The 15,124-nt window shown below is 71.5% G+C and carries 12 protein-coding genes; 5 read left to right on the top strand and 7 right to left on the bottom strand.

Annotated elements, in window-relative coordinates; translation table 11 throughout:
- The 4 genes from ACFY5C_RS38390 to ACFY5C_RS38405 form a co-directional block, all read left to right on the top strand.
- The coding region (locus tag ACFY5C_RS38390; protein ID WP_389454082.1) for a hypothetical protein at positions 1-750 on the top strand (750 nt) is incomplete at its 5' end.
- A gap of 20 nt (positions 751-770) precedes the next feature.
- Complete coding sequence (locus ACFY5C_RS38395; protein WP_389454085.1) at positions 771-2,714, top strand: fumarate reductase/succinate dehydrogenase flavoprotein subunit; 1,944 nt, start codon at positions 771-773, stop codon at positions 2,712-2,714.
- Positions 2,711-3,481: a succinate dehydrogenase/fumarate reductase iron-sulfur subunit gene (locus ACFY5C_RS38400; protein WP_389454088.1), complete on the top strand. Its 771-nt coding sequence runs from the start codon at positions 2,711-2,713 to the stop codon at positions 3,479-3,481. Before ACFY5C_RS38395 ends, ACFY5C_RS38400 begins: the two co-directional genes overlap by 4 nt.
- 102 nt (positions 3,482-3,583) lie before the next feature.
- Complete coding sequence (locus tag ACFY5C_RS38405; RefSeq protein ID WP_389454091.1) at positions 3,584-5,269, top strand: hypothetical protein; 1,686 nt, start codon at positions 3,584-3,586, stop codon at positions 5,267-5,269.
- Between the two features lie 251 nt (positions 5,270-5,520).
- Here ACFY5C_RS38405 and ACFY5C_RS38410 read toward each other — a convergent pair whose 3' ends face one another.
- From ACFY5C_RS38410 to ACFY5C_RS38435, 6 genes are all read right to left on the bottom strand, one after another.
- Positions 5,521-8,229: a SpoIIE family protein phosphatase gene (locus ACFY5C_RS38410; protein ID WP_389454094.1), complete on the bottom strand. Its 2,709-nt coding sequence runs from the start codon at positions 8,227-8,229 to the stop codon at positions 5,521-5,523.
- Between the two features lie 261 nt (positions 8,230-8,490).
- The gene (locus ACFY5C_RS38415) at positions 8,491-8,901 is read right to left on the bottom strand and encodes an ATP-binding protein (protein ID WP_389454279.1); all 411 of its coding nucleotides are present in this window, start codon (positions 8,899-8,901) and stop codon (positions 8,491-8,493) included.
- Between the two features lie 142 nt (positions 8,902-9,043).
- Positions 9,044-9,448 (bottom strand): (deoxy)nucleoside triphosphate pyrophosphohydrolase, encoded by a 405-nt coding sequence (locus ACFY5C_RS38420; protein WP_389454097.1) that lies wholly within the window; start codon positions 9,446-9,448, stop codon positions 9,044-9,046.
- Between the two features lie 31 nt (positions 9,449-9,479).
- Entirely contained in the window at positions 9,480-9,671 is a 192-nt protein-coding gene (locus tag ACFY5C_RS38425) for an SPOR domain-containing protein (protein ID WP_389454100.1), read from the bottom strand.
- 390 nt (positions 9,672-10,061) lie between these two features.
- A complete protein-coding gene (locus ACFY5C_RS38430; protein WP_389454103.1) occupies positions 10,062-10,814 on the bottom strand; it encodes a GntR family transcriptional regulator in 753 nt (250 codons plus the stop codon).
- A 147-nt stretch (positions 10,815-10,961) separates the two neighbouring features.
- A complete protein-coding gene (locus ACFY5C_RS38435) occupies positions 10,962-12,170 on the bottom strand; it encodes a DUF4190 domain-containing protein (RefSeq protein WP_389454106.1) in 1,209 nt (402 codons plus the stop codon).
- Positions 12,171-12,268: 98 nt separating this feature from the next.
- Between ACFY5C_RS38435 and ACFY5C_RS38440 the strand changes: the two genes are divergently transcribed.
- Positions 12,269-13,468 carry a serpin family protein gene (locus ACFY5C_RS38440; RefSeq protein WP_389454109.1) on the top strand — a complete coding sequence of 400 codons (1,200 nt, stop codon included), beginning with the start codon at positions 12,269-12,271 and terminating at the stop codon, positions 13,466-13,468.
- 7 nt (positions 13,469-13,475) lie between these two features.
- Here ACFY5C_RS38440 and ACFY5C_RS38445 read toward each other — a convergent pair whose 3' ends face one another.
- On the bottom strand, positions 13,476-15,053 hold the full coding sequence (locus tag ACFY5C_RS38445) for a S8 family serine peptidase (protein WP_389454112.1): 1,578 nt from the start codon (positions 15,051-15,053) through the stop codon (positions 13,476-13,478).
- Between the last annotated feature and the right edge of the window lie 71 nt (positions 15,054-15,124).

The following is a 15,124-nucleotide window of genomic DNA, read 5'->3' on the forward strand; positions in this document are numbered from 1 at the left end:
CCGCACCTGCGGACCGACCGCTGGTGGCTGGCCCCGGCCGCCACCGCGGCCGGTCTGCTGGCGTTCATCGTGTACTCGACCTGGCGGGCCTTCGCCAACGCGGACTATTACGCGGCCCCGTACGTCTCCCCGTTCTACTCGCCCTGTCTGGCGGAGAACTGCGAGACCATGCGCGCCGGGCCGAACTGGGACCTCTTCGGGAGCTGGTGGGGCATCTCCCCCGCGATCATCATCCTGATCTTCCCGCTCGGCTTCCGCCTGACCTGCTACTACTACCGCAAGGCCTACTACCGCGGCTTCTGGATGTCGCCCCCGGCCTGCGCGGTGGCGGAGCCGCACAAGAAGTACTCCGGTGAGACCCGCTTCCCGCTCGTCCTGCAGAACATCCACCGGTACTTCTTCTACGCCGCGCTCCTGGTCGCCGGGATCCTGACCTACGACACGGTGCTCGCCTTCCGCGACGAGAACTACGAGTGGGGCCACATGGGCCTCGGCACCCTCGTCTTCCTCGCCAACATCGCGCTGATCTGGGCCTACACCCTGTCCTGTCACTCCTGCCGGCACATCGTCGGCGGCAAGCTCAAGCACTTCTCCAAACACCCCGTGCGCTACCGCATGTGGCAGTGGATCGGGAAGCTCAACGCCCGCCACATGCAGCTGGCTTGGGCGTCGCTGCTGAGCGTGGCGCTCGCCGACTTCTACGTCTATCTCGTCGCGTCCGGGGTCTTCGACGATCCGCGCTTCTTCTAGATTGGGTGGGGACTGAACAGATGTCCGTGGTCGAACGGCAGGAGTGGGACGTCGTCGTGGTCGGCGCCGGAGGCGCGGGCCTCCGGGCGGCGATCGAGGCGCGCGAGCGCGGCGCCCGTACGGCGGTGATCTGCAAGTCGCTGTTCGGCAAGGCGCACACCGTGATGGCCGAGGGCGGCATCGCGGCGGCCATGGCCAACGCCAACGAGCACGACAACTGGCAGGTCCACTTCCGCGACACCATGCGCGGCGGCAAGTTCCTCAACCAGTGGCGGATGGCCGAGCTGCACGCCCAGGAGGCACCGGACCGGGTGTGGGAGCTGGAGACCTGGGGGGCGCTCTTCGACCGTACGAAGGACGGCCGTATCTCCCAGCGCAACTTCGGCGGTCATGAGTACCCGCGCCTCGCGCACGTCGGCGACCGCACCGGACTGGAACTGATCCGCACGCTCCAGCAGAAGATCGTCTCGCTTCAGCAGCAGGACGAGAAGGAGACCGGCGACTACGAGTCCCGGCTCAAGGTCTACCAGGAGTGCACGGTCACCCGGATCCTGAAGGACGGCACCCGGGTCTCCGGGGTCTTCGCCTACGACCGCGAGACGGGCCGCTTCTTCGTCCTGGACGCCCCGGCCGTCGTCGTCGCGACGGGCGGGATCGGCAAGTCCTTCAAGGTGACGTCGAACTCGTGGGAGTACACGGGTGACGGCCACGCGCTGGCGCTGCTGGCGGGCGCGCCGCTGCTGAACATGGAGTTCGTGCAGTTCCACCCGACGGGCATGGTCTGGCCGCCGTCGGTGAAGGGCATCCTGGTCACCGAGTCGGTGCGCGGCGACGGAGGGGTGCTGCGCAACTCCGAGGGCAAGCGGTTCATGTTCGACTACATCCCCGACGTCTTCAAGGAGAAGTACGCCCAGTCGGAGGAGGAGGGCGACCGCTGGTACGAGGACCCGGACAACAACCGGCGGCCTCCTGAGCTGCTGCCTCGCGACGAGGTCGCGCGGGCGATCAACTCCGAGGTGAAGGCGGGGCGGGGCTCCCCGCACGGCGGTGTCTTCCTGGACGTGTCCACCCGGATGCCGGCGGAGGTCATCCGGCGTCGCCTTCCCTCCATGTACCACCAGTTCAAGGAGCTGGCGGACGTGGACATCACGGCGGAGGCGATGGAGGTCGGGCCGACCTGCCACTACGTCATGGGCGGCATCGCGGTCGAGTCCGACACGGCGGCGGCGCGCGGCGTGCCGGGGCTGTTCGCGGCCGGTGAGGTGGCCGGCGGCATGCACGGCTCGAACCGCCTCGGCGGCAACTCGCTGTCCGACCTGCTGGTGTTCGGCCGCCGGGCCGGCTGGCACGCCGCCGAGTACGCGGCGGCGCAGGCCTTCGAACGCCCCGAGGTCAGCGACCTCCAGGTCGACACGGCAGCCGCGGAGGCCCTGCGGCCGTTCTCGGCGGAGGGACCGGCCGGGGCCGAGGACGAGGGGCGCCCACCGGAGAACCCGTACACCCTCCACCAGGAACTCCAGGCGACCATGAACGACCTCGTCGGCATCATCCGCCGCGAGGCCGAGATGGAGCAGGCGCTGGAGAAGCTGGCGGATCTGCGCGTACGGGCCCGCCGGGCCGGTGTCGAGGGCCACCGCCAGTTCAACCCCGGCTGGCACCTCGCGCTGGACCTGCGCAACATGCTGCTGGTCAGCGAGTGCGTGGCGCGGGCGGCGCTGGAGCGCACGGAGTCGCGCGGCGGGCACACCCGCGAGGACCACCCGACGATGGACCGCAAGTGGCGCAACATCAATCTGCTGTGCCAACTGGCCGACCCGACCGGGGGCTTGGCGGCCACGGACCCGGAGCGCGGTCAGATCAACCTGCTGCGTGAGACCACCGACCCCGTCCGCCCGGACCTGCTGGCTCTCTTCGACAAGGAGGAGCTGGTCAAGTACCTCGCCGAGGAGGAGCTCTACCAGTGAGCAGCTACGAGGCCCGCTTCAAGGTGTGGCGCGGCGATGTGCAGGGCGGCGGCCTGGAGGACTTCGAGGTCGAGGTGAACGACGGCGAGGTGGTCCTGGACATCATCCACCGCCTCCAGGCCACTCAGGCCCCCGATCTCGCCGTCCGCTGGAACTGCAAGGCCGGCAAGTGCGGTTCGTGCTCCGCGGAGATCAACGGCCGGCCGCGGCTGCTGTGCATGACGCGGATGTCGGTGTTCACCCGGGAGGAGACGATCACGGTGACGCCGCTGCGGGCGTTCCCGGTGGTGCGGGACCTCGTCACGGACGTCGGTTTCAACTACACCAAAGCGCGCGAGGTTCCGGCCTTCGTGCCGCCGGAGGGTGTGGGCCCGGGTGAGTACCGGATGATGCAGGAGGACGTGGACCGCTCGCAGGAGTTCCGCAAGTGCATCGAGTGCTTCCTGTGCCAGGACACCTGCCATGTCGTCCGCGACCACGAGGAGAACAAGCCGGCGTTCGCGGGCCCGCGGTTCCTGATGCGGGTCGCGGAACTCGACATGCACCCACTCGACGCGGCCGCGGAGAGGGGCCTCGACCGCAAGGCCGCGGCCCAGGACGAGCACGGCCTCGGCTACTGCAACATCACCAAGTGCTGCACTGAGGTCTGCCCCGAGGGCATCAAGATCACGGACAACGCGCTGATCCCGCTGAAGGAACGGGCCGTCGACCGCAAGTACGACCCGTTGGTGTGGCTGGGGTCGAAGATCGGGAGGCGGTCTTCGTAGCGCGCCCGCCCTCGGCTTCGCCCAGAAACTCGCACGTCACTCCACCCCACCCCTGACGCACCCCGGTCGCGCCCCCGCATTCGTGCTCATACGCTCCGAAATGTGACGTCATCTTCGATCCGGGGCCGGTCGCGGCGCGGTGGTTCGCATATATCGGTGCGGGTCGCGCACGCGCTGGTGGGCGGGCTGGTCGGGGTGGTGTGGCTGGTGCTGCCCGGGATGACGGCCGGTGCCGGGGGGCCGGTTGCGGGCGGGGCGGACCGGCCGGTCGCCGGTGCGGCGGCTCAAGAGGAGGACGAGGGGACGTCGGGCACGGATCTGGTGGTGCCGATGCTGGCCGTCGTCGCCGCGACGGCGCTCGCGGGGTACGGGTTCTTGCGGCGCAGGCGGCGGGCGCGGGAGCGTACGACACCCGGTGGGGCAGCGCGTCAGGGCGACGCCGAGCAGCCGGTCGGAGAGCTCGACGAGCGGGCTCGGACGCTGCTCGTGGCGGCCGACGACTGGGTGCGGGTCGGCTGGGAGGAGCTGCGGTTCGTCGAGGGGCGGTTCGAGCTGGAGGACCCCGCGCACGCCGGGCGCGTCGAGGACGTCGACGCGGTCGGACGACGCGAGCCCTTCGCCCGGGCCCTTCGGGAAGCCGAGGCCGAGCTTGCGGCCGCCTTTCGCATGCGGTGGCAGTACGAGGGCGGGGTTCCGCAGGAGGCCGCGGCTCGGCGGCATGCGCTCGCGGGGATCGTCGGGCGGTGTGAGGAGGCGGGGCGGTTGCTGGATACGCAGGCCGCCGCCTTCGATCAGGTACGGGGGCTGGAGGAGGGCCTGGGCGGGGGGCTGGGGTACGCCCTGGTCGTCGCCGAGGGCCGGTTCCGGGAGCTGGCCGGACGCACCGGGGCTGCGGCCGCGACCCTGCGCGGGCTGGGCGAGCGGTACGCCCCGTCCGCCACGGACGCCGTCGCGGGGCATGTCGAGCAGGCCAAGGACCGGTTGGTGTTCGCGACCACGCGCCTCAACCACGCCCGCCAGGCCGCCGACTCGGGCGACAACGAGCGGGCCGCGAGCCGGCTGCGGGCCGCCGAGGGCGCCATCGCCCAGGCCGCCGTCTTCATCGACGGCGTGGAACGGCTCGCCGCGAACCTCGCCGCGGCCTCGGCGACGGTGCCGGCCGCGCTGACCGGCGGTGAGGTGGAGATCGCGGGGGCGCGGGAGTCGCTGACGGGGGGGCGAGACCCGTACCTGGACGTCCCTCCCGGTGAGCTGCGCGCCCGCGTCACCCACGCCGACGTGGTCCTGGCCCTCGTACGAGAACAGCTGACCTCCGGGCCGTACGACCCCCTCGACGTGCTGCGCCGGATCGTGCAGGCCGTGGTGCCCGTCGCCGCCGGGCGGGCCGGGGTGATCGCGGCCGCCGCGCTGCTCTGCGCGCGCAGCGCCGTCGCCGACGCGGACGACGTCGTCGCGACGCATCGTGCAGCGGTCGGCAGCGAGGCACGCACCCGCCTCGCGGAGGCCCGGCGACTGCTCGCTCCCCCGCTGTCCGCCCCGGCCGGCCGCACGCCGCGGCCGGACCCGGCCGACCTCCTGACAGCCGACACCCTGGCCCAGCAGGCCCAAGGCCTCGCCGAACAGGACATCCGCCTGCACGGCAACCCCGTCGCGGACCCCGGCGACGACATCACCGGCCTCGCCGGCGCACTCCTCGGCGGCGTCCTCCTCACCGGGAACGCCGGAACCGCCCCACCCGCCACCTTCGGCGGACCACGCACCCGGGGGCGCCGGGGCGACGCGGGCTGAGCCCGAGCGGGCGCCGACCGGGCTCACCGCAAGCCACGCCCGGCCCCGGCGAGCACGTCGGCGGACTCGACCGGGCCTCCCACACGGCCCCGCGCCGGGCAACGAGCCGGACACCGGCCCCTGCCGGCCACTGCGGACTGCGCACCTCTGCCGCCGCTGCGGCACAACCCGCCCGCTCCCCTGCGCAGGCTCAGCCCGGTCCCCCGAGCCCGCATAGAGGCCGGGTGGCCGCCCGCGGGAACCCCGCGCCCTCAGAACAGGCTCAGCAACGCCTCCGCCGGATCCGTGAGGCCGTTCTCGCCGTCCGGCAGGGGCAGTTCGAACCACACCGTCTTGCCGCGCGGTGTGCGGCGGGAGCCCCAGGCGGCGCTGAGGAGGCCGACCAGTTGGAGGCCGCGGCCACCCTCGTCGGTGTCGCGGGCGCGGCGGCGGCGGGGTTGCACCAGGCCGGAGTCCCAGACCTCGCAGACCAGGGTGCGGTCCAGGAGGAGGCGGAGGCGGATCTCGCCCTCGCCGTAGCGCAGGGCGTTGGTGACCAGTTCGCTGACCAGGAGTTCCGTCGTGTCGACCAGGGGTTCCAGGTCCCACGACTGAAGCCGGCCGCGGGCGTACTCGCGGGCGCGGCCCACGCTGCGCGGTTCGCGCGGCAGGGTCCAGTCGCCGACCGAGTCGGCCGGCAGGCCCTGGACACGTGCCATCAGCAACGCGATGTCGTCCTCGCCGTGGTGGGTGTCGAGGGTGTTGAGGACGTGGTCGCAGACGTCCTCCAGCGGGCGGGTGGGGTCGGTGAGCGCACCCACGAAGGCCTGGAGGCCCTCGTCCAGTGGGTGGTCGCGGGACTCGACCAGTCCATCCGTGTAGAGCGCCAGCAGCGCGCCCTCCGGCAGCTCGACCTCCACCTCCTCGAACGGCTCCCCGCCCACGCCGAGCGGCATCCCCGGCGGCACGTCCAGCATCAGCGCGTCCTCGCCCGGTTCGACGAGCACCGGCGGCAGGTGGCCGGCGTTGGCGAAGGTGCAGCGGCGCGTGACGGAGTCGTAGACCGCGTAGACGCAGGTCGCCAGGTACACCTCGGACAGGTCCGCCTCACGGGGGCGGCGGGCCGCGCGGGTGGCCTGCTGGACGCCGCCGGGGGCGCCGAGACCGCGCGCGATCTCGTCCAGCGCCGAGAGCACCTCGGCCGGTTCGAGGTCCAGCAGCGCCAGCGTCCGTACGGCGGAGCGCAGTTCGCCCATCGCGACGGCGGCACGCAGCCCGCGCCCCATCACGTCGCCCACGACCAACGCCGTGCGGTGCCCGGGGAGTTCGATGACGTCGAACCAGTCGCCGCCCACCTCGCTGGGCCGGTCGGCGGACGAGTTGCCCGGCAGGTAACGGCACGCGATGTCCAGGCCGGAGGCGACCGGGTCGCCCGGCGGGAGCAGGGACCGTTGCAGTATCAGCGCCCGCTCGTGCTCGCGCCGGTACAGACGGGCGTTGTCGATGCACACCGCGGCTCGCGCGGCCAGTTCGACCGCCAGATCGCGGTCCCGGTCACCGAACGGCTCGCTGCCCTTCGTACGGGCGAACTGCGCCAGTCCTACGACCGTGTCGTGGGCGACCATCGGCACCGCGAGCGTGGACTGCACGAGGCCGCCCTCCTCACCGGGCACGTACTGCGGCCGGGCGGTGCGCAGGGCGTCCGCGCAGGGCGAGTTGAAGGGGTAGTGGTGGACGGCGCCGACCGCGACGGGGGTGCCGCCACCGACGAAGGGCGCGTCGGAGACCGCGCTGGCGAAGGCGACCCGGCGCAGCTCCGCGCTGCCGTCGGCGAGGCCGGGCGGGGTCTCGTCGCCGGCCAGCAGGCCTTGGTAGAGGTCGACCGTGGCCAGGTCGCAGAAGCCGGGGACCACGACGTCGAGGAGTTCGCGGGCCGTGGTCTCCAGGTCGAGGGAGTTGCCTATGCGGGCACCGGCCTCGTTCAGAAGGGCCAGATTCCGCCGGGCGGCCGCGGCCTCGCGGGCGGCGGCGCGACGGGCGGTGATGTCGGTGCCGAGCCAGGCGATGCCGATGGGGCGCCCGCTGCCGCTGCGCACGCGGTAGAGGTTGACGGACCAGTGGCGGCGCTCGTCGGATCCGGGCAGGAAGCCGGTGACGTGCATGTCCGTGATGGCGTCGCCGCTCTCCAGGACACGACGCAGGGTCGCCGAGACGCGTTCGGCCTCGGGGCGCGGCAGATAGTCGTGGACGCCGTTGCCGCGATGGTCGTCGGGCGTGCCGCCGAACAGGGAGGCGAACCGCTGGTTGGCGCGGCGCACCCGCAGGTCGGGGTCGATCAGCAGGAAGCCGAACGGAGATTGACCGAATATCGCCTGCGAGGCGGCGAGATCGGTCTCCATCCGACGGAGGGTGCGCACGTCGACGACGATGCAGACGGCGGCCTTCTCACCGTCCTCGGTCCGCGTCGGCATGACGTACACCTCGGCGAGGCCGTCCTGGCCGGCCCGCTCCTCGGCGTCCTGCGGCATCCGGAAGGGGACCACGCCGGTCCACTCCCGTCCGTCCAGGATCTCGGCCATCTTGCGCTGGCCCTGCTCGCGCAGGTCGGGGTCGATGAACGCCTCGATGGGATCCATGCCGACGGCCCGCTCGGCCGGTATGCCGAAGAGCTGCTCGGCGCGCAGGCTCCACTGGTCGACCAGGCCGTCCGGGCCGATGGAGAAGGACGCGACCTTGATGTAGTCGTAGATCGAGCCGGGCGGGCTGCTCTGCCAGACGGGGTCACCGGGTCGGGCCTCGTCGGAGGCGAACGTGTCGCGGGATGCCTGTGTGTCCTGCGAGGCTTGCGAGCCCTGTGTGTCGCGGGAGACGCCCGTCCCGTGGAAGGCCTCGGTGTCGTGGGCCCCCTCTCCCGCGGCCTTCGCCCTCGCGCCGTCCGACGGGTCGTCGGAACCCGAGGCCCTCGCTGGTATCTCGCTCACGCGAACCGTCCCCTCCAGCTCACCGCGTCCGGCACCGGTCACCGGGTGGCGGCTGCCCGCAGTATCCAGCACTACGGCCCCGCACAACACGGTGTTCACGATCACAGCACGTTCCCGATGGTTTTCGGTCCCGGCCGCGGAAACACTTCCAGTCTTCTAACCAGCGGACACGCAGTCGAATCACGCATCGCGACAACTGCCACTGGCCTGAACCATTCGTTCGACGGGGGCAGGGGTGCACGTACCCGAGGGAGCCGCGGCTCACTCCGGCACCGCGAGCTCGAACCACACCGTCTTGCCCGCGTTCCGTCCGGGTCGGGTTCCCCATCGGCGCGAGGAGTGCGCCACGAGCTGAAGTCCGCGGCCGCTCTCGTCCTCGAGGTCGGCGACCCGTTCGCGGGGCGGGTCCGGAAGGGGGTCGGAGACCTCGACCCTGAGGACGCCGTCGAGGCCGGCGGGGCGCACCAGGCGTACCCCGATGGGGCCGGTGGCGTGCCGCAGGGAGTTGGTGACCAGCTCACTGACCAGCAGCGACGTGACGTCGGCGAGGCTGTCCAGGCCCCACTCGCGCAGCCGGCCACGTACGGCGGCGCGGGCCGCGCGGACGGCACCCGCCTCCGCGGGGAAGGTCCACTCGGCGCAGTCGCCATCGGAGTCGATCACGCCGATCACTTCCCGGGCCAGCGAGCTCACCCATGTCCGGTTTCATAGGTTTGATTGGCACATACCCGATATTCACAGGGCAGTACCGTGCGAGCGGGTAGACCATCGGGGAGTTCTCAACACGGCCCAACGCCGGTCGCCATCCGGCCTGTCAACCTGTCAGGTCCAGCAATCCCGCGACCTCCCGGACCGCCGGCACGTCCTGGTCCAGCCAGTCCACGTCCCAGAGTTCCCCGGCACCCAGCCAGCGCAGCGCGTCGTGGTCCTCGAGGGGCTCGGGGCCCCCGGAGCCGGGGAGCAGGCGGGCGGTCCACACCTGCAGGACGTAGGGGGGCTTCAGGGGCCACACCCCCGGCACCCGCTCGAGCACCTCGGCGGTCACGCCGAGTTCCTCCCGCAGCTCGCGCACGAGCGCCGCCTCGGGCGCCTCGCCGGGCTCGACCTTGCCGCCGGGCAACTCCCAGCGCCCGGCCAGTTCCTCGGGCGCACTGCGGCGCGCGGCGAGCAGACGGCCCGCCTCCAGCAACGCCGCGCCGACCACGATCCGTTCCGTCATGCGCCGGAGCCTACGGGAGCGCAGCAGTCGTTCAGTGGTCCCCGCTGTCGCCGTTCCGATCGATGCGTTCGACCCAATACAGCTGTTTGTGGCCCCGGCTGTCGAGGCTGTCCGCGATCTTCTGGGCTTCCGCCCGGGTCGCGTACCGGCCCACGCGGTAGCGATTGCCGTTGTCGTCCTGCCGGACCACGAGCCAAGGAAGAGTGATCGTGCTGTCGTTCATCGCGCTCCACTGCTCCTTCCCGCCCACGACCGCCCGAGTCCCTCCCCCAGCCTTCGGCCGGGGGGACCCCCATCTCGCTTCGCTCGCGGCCTGTGCCGTGCCCCGCCCGCCAAGGAAACCGCAATCCGCATATGCCCGAGCCTACGCCTAACCTTTACGCAGCGAATACGCCTTTTCACAAAGAGGTACGCAACCAGCCAAGTCGCAGGGGGCGCACGGCATCGAATGCGCCGTGCGGAGACGTCGATGCATCCGGTCGCGGGCATAGTGCGCACGCCTGCGACTACCTGCGAAAACGGCTAGATTGCAACGGCGGACGAGGGGACGGGAGTTGCGGCTTTGCCGGGGGCAACTGCCGTGGGGGTGTGCGCTACTTCACGAACATGTGCGCTACTTCACCGGAAGGTGATAGGCGACGCGGTAGCGGTCCGCCGGAATGACCACGTCCGCCGTCTCCACCGGACGGCCGGACGCATAGTAGGTGCGCTGGATGACCACGACGACATGACCGGGGACGCCGCCCAGCGTCATCAACTCCTCCGCGAGGCCGGGGCGGGCGCCCACCTCCTCCGTCACGTTGTCCACGACGACGTCGATGGCCGCCATGCGCTCGACGACACCCATACCGCCGAGCGGGCCCTCCTCCGGCAGCATCACGGGCGTACGCCCGGTGACGGCGAGCGGCTCCCAGGAGGTGGAGAGCATCATCGCCTCGCCGGCGTCCCGGAAGAGATACCTCGTGCACATCACGCGGTCGCCGGGTCGGATGCCGAGCCGCTCGGCGACGGCGACGCTGGCCTCGGCCTGCGCGCTGTTGGACTCCCAGGTGCCGCGCGTCTCACCGTCGGCCTGCTCCTGGCGGAAGGGCGTGGCGCCGGCCGGCGGGCGGAAGCCGGAGCGGGAGATCCGGCGGGGCACGGGACGCTCACGGACGTACGTCCCGGAACCGGATCGGCCCTCGACCAGCCCCTCGGCCATCAGCACCTTGCGCGCCTCGAGGGCGACGGTGTCCGAGACGCCGTACTCCTCGCGGATCCTGGCCTGGGACGGGAGCCGGGTGTGCGGTGGCAGCGAACCGTCGACGATCTTCTTGCGGAGATCACCCGCGACGCGCAGGTACGCCGGCTGCTCACCGAAAGTCACTGGCCGCTCCCATCAGGTTGTACAGACAGCAACAGCGTGGCAACCGTGGGTTGTCCGGTGCAAGCAAAGGCCAGAGAATCACTCGATGTGATGACTTGTGCCGGGCGGGGGCTTTACCCAGGCACTTTCTTTCCGTATAGGGCGCTCTCACACATCGAGACCGCCCCCACTCCCGCCTTCGCCGCCGCTGTCGGAGTCGTCCTCGTACGTCGGCACGGTCGTGTCCAGGCCCAGAGCCTTGCGCGCGGTGACGGTCGCGGCGCCGTCGACATAGCCGTACGCCTTGTCGTAGTGCGCGTAGAACGTGTCCGCGTCGTCGGCCGCCGCCGCCTTGGCCCACTCCTTGCGGGAGTCCTCCATCTCCGCGAGGAACTCGGCGAGGGGCGCCTTGGCGTCCTCCGGCCAGGGTTGCGGGCGCAGACGCTCGATCTGCTCGCCGAGGACACGGTGGACGTCCTTCGCCCAGGCCCGGTTCGCCGCCAGGTCCTCCTCGGGGTAGGCCTCGGGCTCCTCGTACAGGACGTTGTCGATGTGGTTGGACGCCGACAGGAACCGCACCTGGTACCCGTCGAGCGTCATGTAGTCGCGGCGCAGGGGCTCCGCCAGGGGCTTGCCGTCCTTGCTGCCGAACATGCAGGTGATCGCGCGGTCGCCGAAGCGCCAGCTCTGCCGGGTCGGCACGAGGTAGTACACGTCCACGCCGTCCGGGACGGCCCAGGCGTCCAGGGCGTAGCGGCCCGCCTGCTCGTGGCACTTGTCGTCCGCGACCTCCGCGAGCTCGCCGTCGCCGGGAAAGGAACCGTCCGGCACCTTCACGACTCCGACGACCTCGGCGTCGTGCTCACCGGTGCAGGGCACCTCGTCGACGTCGTAGGTCTCGCCCTCCAAGGTGCCGGTCGAGGAGTTGAAGCAGTCGCCCTGGGCGAGCGCGAAGGCGGTGCCCTCGCCGCTCGCGGCGCCCTTGAAACCGCCCCAGAAGTCGGAGGCGGCGCCCGTCGACAGCATCAGCGCCCACAGCGCGATCCCGACGGTGGACAGCACGGACCCGGCGACCGCCATGCCCGTGCCGCGCTCGCCCTTCTTCCTGATCTGCACCAGCGCGACCAGCCCCAGCACCAGTCCCACGCCCGGCAGGAAGCAGAGGATGCCGAGGACGAGGGCACCGATGGCCACACCGTTGACGGGTGCGGAGCGGCCGTAGGGGCCGTAGGGGTGATACGGATACGGCCCCTCGGCAGCGGGTGCGCCGTAGGGGTACGGCGACGGCGACGGGTACTGGCCCTGCGCGTACGGCCCTTGGGGCTGCCCCGGGGACCCCGGTGACTGAGGGGGTCCGGGAGGCGGAGGTATGGACACGAGTACCGTGCTCCTGCGTTCGGGCGGCGGTGCCGGGTGGTGGGAACTGGCGTACGACTGGGCGAATCGTAAGCGCGGGGTGGGCGATGGGGGACGTAATGCGGGTCACGAATGCGACCGTCCGTGCGGTCAACGGGCTGACGGCGAGGTGGGCGTCGGCTTCCGAGGGCGGCACGGTGTTCTCGGCTGCGGGTGTGTGGCCGCTGCTCGCCTTCCTGGCGGACGGGGCGGGCGGCCCGGCGCGGCAGGAGCTGGCCGACGCGGTGGGGTTGCCGGCGGACGCAGCGGCGGGCGCTGCACGGGAGTTGCTGGGCGCGATGGGGGCGATGCGGGGGCTGGACTCGGCGCTCGGGCTGTGGACCAAGCGGACGCTGCAGCTGCGGGAGCGGTGGGAGGCGGGGCTTCCCGCGCAGGCGCACGGGGTGCTGTCGGGGAATGCGGAGGCCGACAAGGCGGCACTGGACGCGTGGGCGGTGAAGCGGACGGGTGGGCTGATCGACGGGATGCCCGTGCGGCTGGGCCCGGGCACCGAGATGGTGTTGGCGAGTGCGCTGGCGTTGCGTACGGAGTGGCTGCGGCGCTTCAGGGACTGGCCGATGTTGCCGGAGGTCGGTCCCTGGAGTGACCGTGCGCTGGTGGGCCTGTACCGCAGGAGCGCGTTGCTGGACCGGGTCGGGGTGGCGGACACGCCGGCGGGTCACGTCACCGAACTGAAGGTCCTGGGCGACAACGCGATCGACGTCCATCTGCTGCTCGGCGAGGAGGGGATGACGGCAGGGGCGGTGCTGGCGGCAGGAGTCGGCATCCTGGAGCGCAGGTACGCGGTGGTGCCGGGGTCCCGACTGCCCTACGGGGAAGTGGGGCCGGGACTGTCGGTGGTGAAGCAGCGGAACACCCGCCCCGTACCGCCGACGCTGGAGGTGGAGACGGTGGCGTTCGACATGGACGCGCACCACGATCTGCTGGAGCTGCACCGGGTGTTCGGCCTGACGTCTGCCATGGACGACAGCCGTGGTCACTTTCCCGGCATCAGCGGCTTTCCCCTGGCCGTCGGGTCGGCCCGGCAGTCCACGATGGCGCGGTTCGGCGAGCTGGGCTTCCGTGCGGCCGCGGTGACGGCCGTCGCCATGGCGGCAGGCGGCGCCCCGCTCCCGGACCGCTGGGTGACCACCACCGTCCAGGCCAGCTACGACCGCCCCTTCGGCTTCCTCGCCCTGCACCGCCACTCACGGCTCGTCCTCGCGGCCGGCTGGGTCACGGACCCGGAGCCGTACCGCGAGGACGAGGAGGACTACTGATCCGCGATCAGAACTGCATCGCCCAGGCGTCGATCCGCCCGGTGTCGTAGTTCGCGTTGTCGCTCACGCGCAGCTTCCACGTGCCGTTCGCGGCCTCCGAGGAGGCGTTCACCGAGTACGTGGTGTTGATGTTGTCCGAACTGCCGCCCGTGCCGTACGACTTCAGCGTGTACGCCGTGCCGTCGGGGGCGATCAGCTGGACCTGGAGGTCGCCGATGTACGTGTGGACGATGTGGACCTCGACGGCGAGGGCCGCGGGCGCGTTGCCGGACACGCCGGAGACCGTCAGCGGGGACTCGGTCGTGGCGTTGTCGCTGATCGCGAAGTCACCGGTGTTCTCGAAGCGCGGGCCGGGCGGGGTGGTCGTACCGCCGCCGACGTACAGGAGCCGGTTGGGCGAGCCCGTGCCGGGGCTGGTGACGACGCCGGTGGTGGCGGCGGACGTCAGCGCAGAGGCGACCTGGGCCGGGGTGGCCGAGGGGTTGTCGGCGAGGTGGAGCGCGACCGCGCCCGCGACGTGCGGGGTGGCCATCGACGTACCGGAGATGGTGTTGGTCGCCGAGTCGCTGGAGTTCCAGGCCGAGGTGATGGACGAGCCGGGCGCGAACAGGTCCAGGACCGAACCGTAGTTGGAGTAGCTCGCCTTGGCGTCGGTCGAGGTCGTCGCGCCGACCGTGATGGCCTCGGTGACGCGTGCGGGCGACCTGGTGGAGGCGTTGGTCGACTCGTTGCCGGCCGCGACGGCGAAGGTGACGCCGGAGGCGATGGCGTTGCGTACGGCCGTGTCGAGTGCGGTGTCGGCGCCGCCGCCGAGGGACATGTTGGCGACGGCCGGCTTGACGGCGTTCTGGGCGACCCAGTCGATGCCGGCGACGACCTGGGCGGTGGTGCCCTGACCGGAGTTGTTCAGCACGCGGACGCCGACGACCTTGGCCTTCTTGGCGACGCCGTACGCGCTGCCGGCCACCGTGCCTGCGACGTGCGTGCCGTGGCCGTGGCCGTCCTGGGCGGTGTTGTCGTTGTCGATGGCGTCGTAGCCGTAGGAGGCACGGCCGCCGAAGTCGCTGTGGGTGATGCGGACGCCGGTGTCGATGACGTACGCGGTCACGCCCTGCCCGGCCGAGTCCGGGTAGGTGTACGAGCTGTTGAGCGGCAGGTTCTTCTGGTCGATGCGGTCCAGGCCCCAGGAGGGCGGGTTGGTCTGGGTGGCGTCGATGCTGAACGTGCGGTTCTGGACGACCGAGGCGACCGCCGGGTCGGCGGCGAGCGCCTTGGCCTCCCCTTCCGAGGCCTCGATGGCGTAGCCGTTGAGGGCCTTCTTGTACGTCCGCTCGATACCGGCGCCGTACCCCTCGACGAGGGTCCGCCCCGCCTTGGAGCTCGAACGGGCGTGGTCCGCCTTGAGGGTCACGATGTAGCTGTCGGCGACGGCGCCTGCCGCGCCTGCGTACTGGATGCGGCCCTCGGGAGCGGCCGCGGCGGGGAGTGCGGAGACGAGGCCCGCGGCGAGGGCCGCGGTGGCCGCCATGCTGAGCGCGGACAGTCTTCGCCGGGTGTCTCTGCGGGAATTACGCATCACTGCCATCTGAGGGGTCCTCCTCGATCGGTGGTGCGCTGGTGGGGGGTGCACAGGTGCATGGAAGTGACGAGTGAGAC

This window comes from Streptomyces sp. NPDC012935, assembly GCF_042900345.1.
Classification (GTDB): Bacteria; Actinomycetota; Actinomycetes; order Streptomycetales; family Streptomycetaceae; genus Streptomyces.

Excerpts from the sequence above, each read along its gene's own strand:
- ACFY5C_RS38395 (WP_389454085.1), top strand. The coding sequence starts at position 771 with ATGTCCGTGGTCGAACGGCAGGAGTGGGACGTCGTCGTGGTCGGCGCC.
- ACFY5C_RS38420 (WP_389454097.1), bottom strand. The coding sequence starts at position 9,448 with ATGACGGAACGGATCGTGGTCGGCGCGGCGTTGCTGGAGGCGGGCCGT.
- ACFY5C_RS38425 (WP_389454100.1), bottom strand. The coding sequence starts at position 9,671 with ATGAACGACAGCACGATCACTCTTCCTTGGCTCGTGGTCCGGCAGGAC.
- ACFY5C_RS38440 (WP_389454109.1), top strand. The coding sequence starts at position 12,269 with ATGCGGGTCACGAATGCGACCGTCCGTGCGGTCAACGGGCTGACGGCG.
- ACFY5C_RS38445 (WP_389454112.1), bottom strand. The coding sequence starts at position 15,053 with ATGGCAGTGATGCGTAATTCCCGCAGAGACACCCGGCGAAGACTGTCC.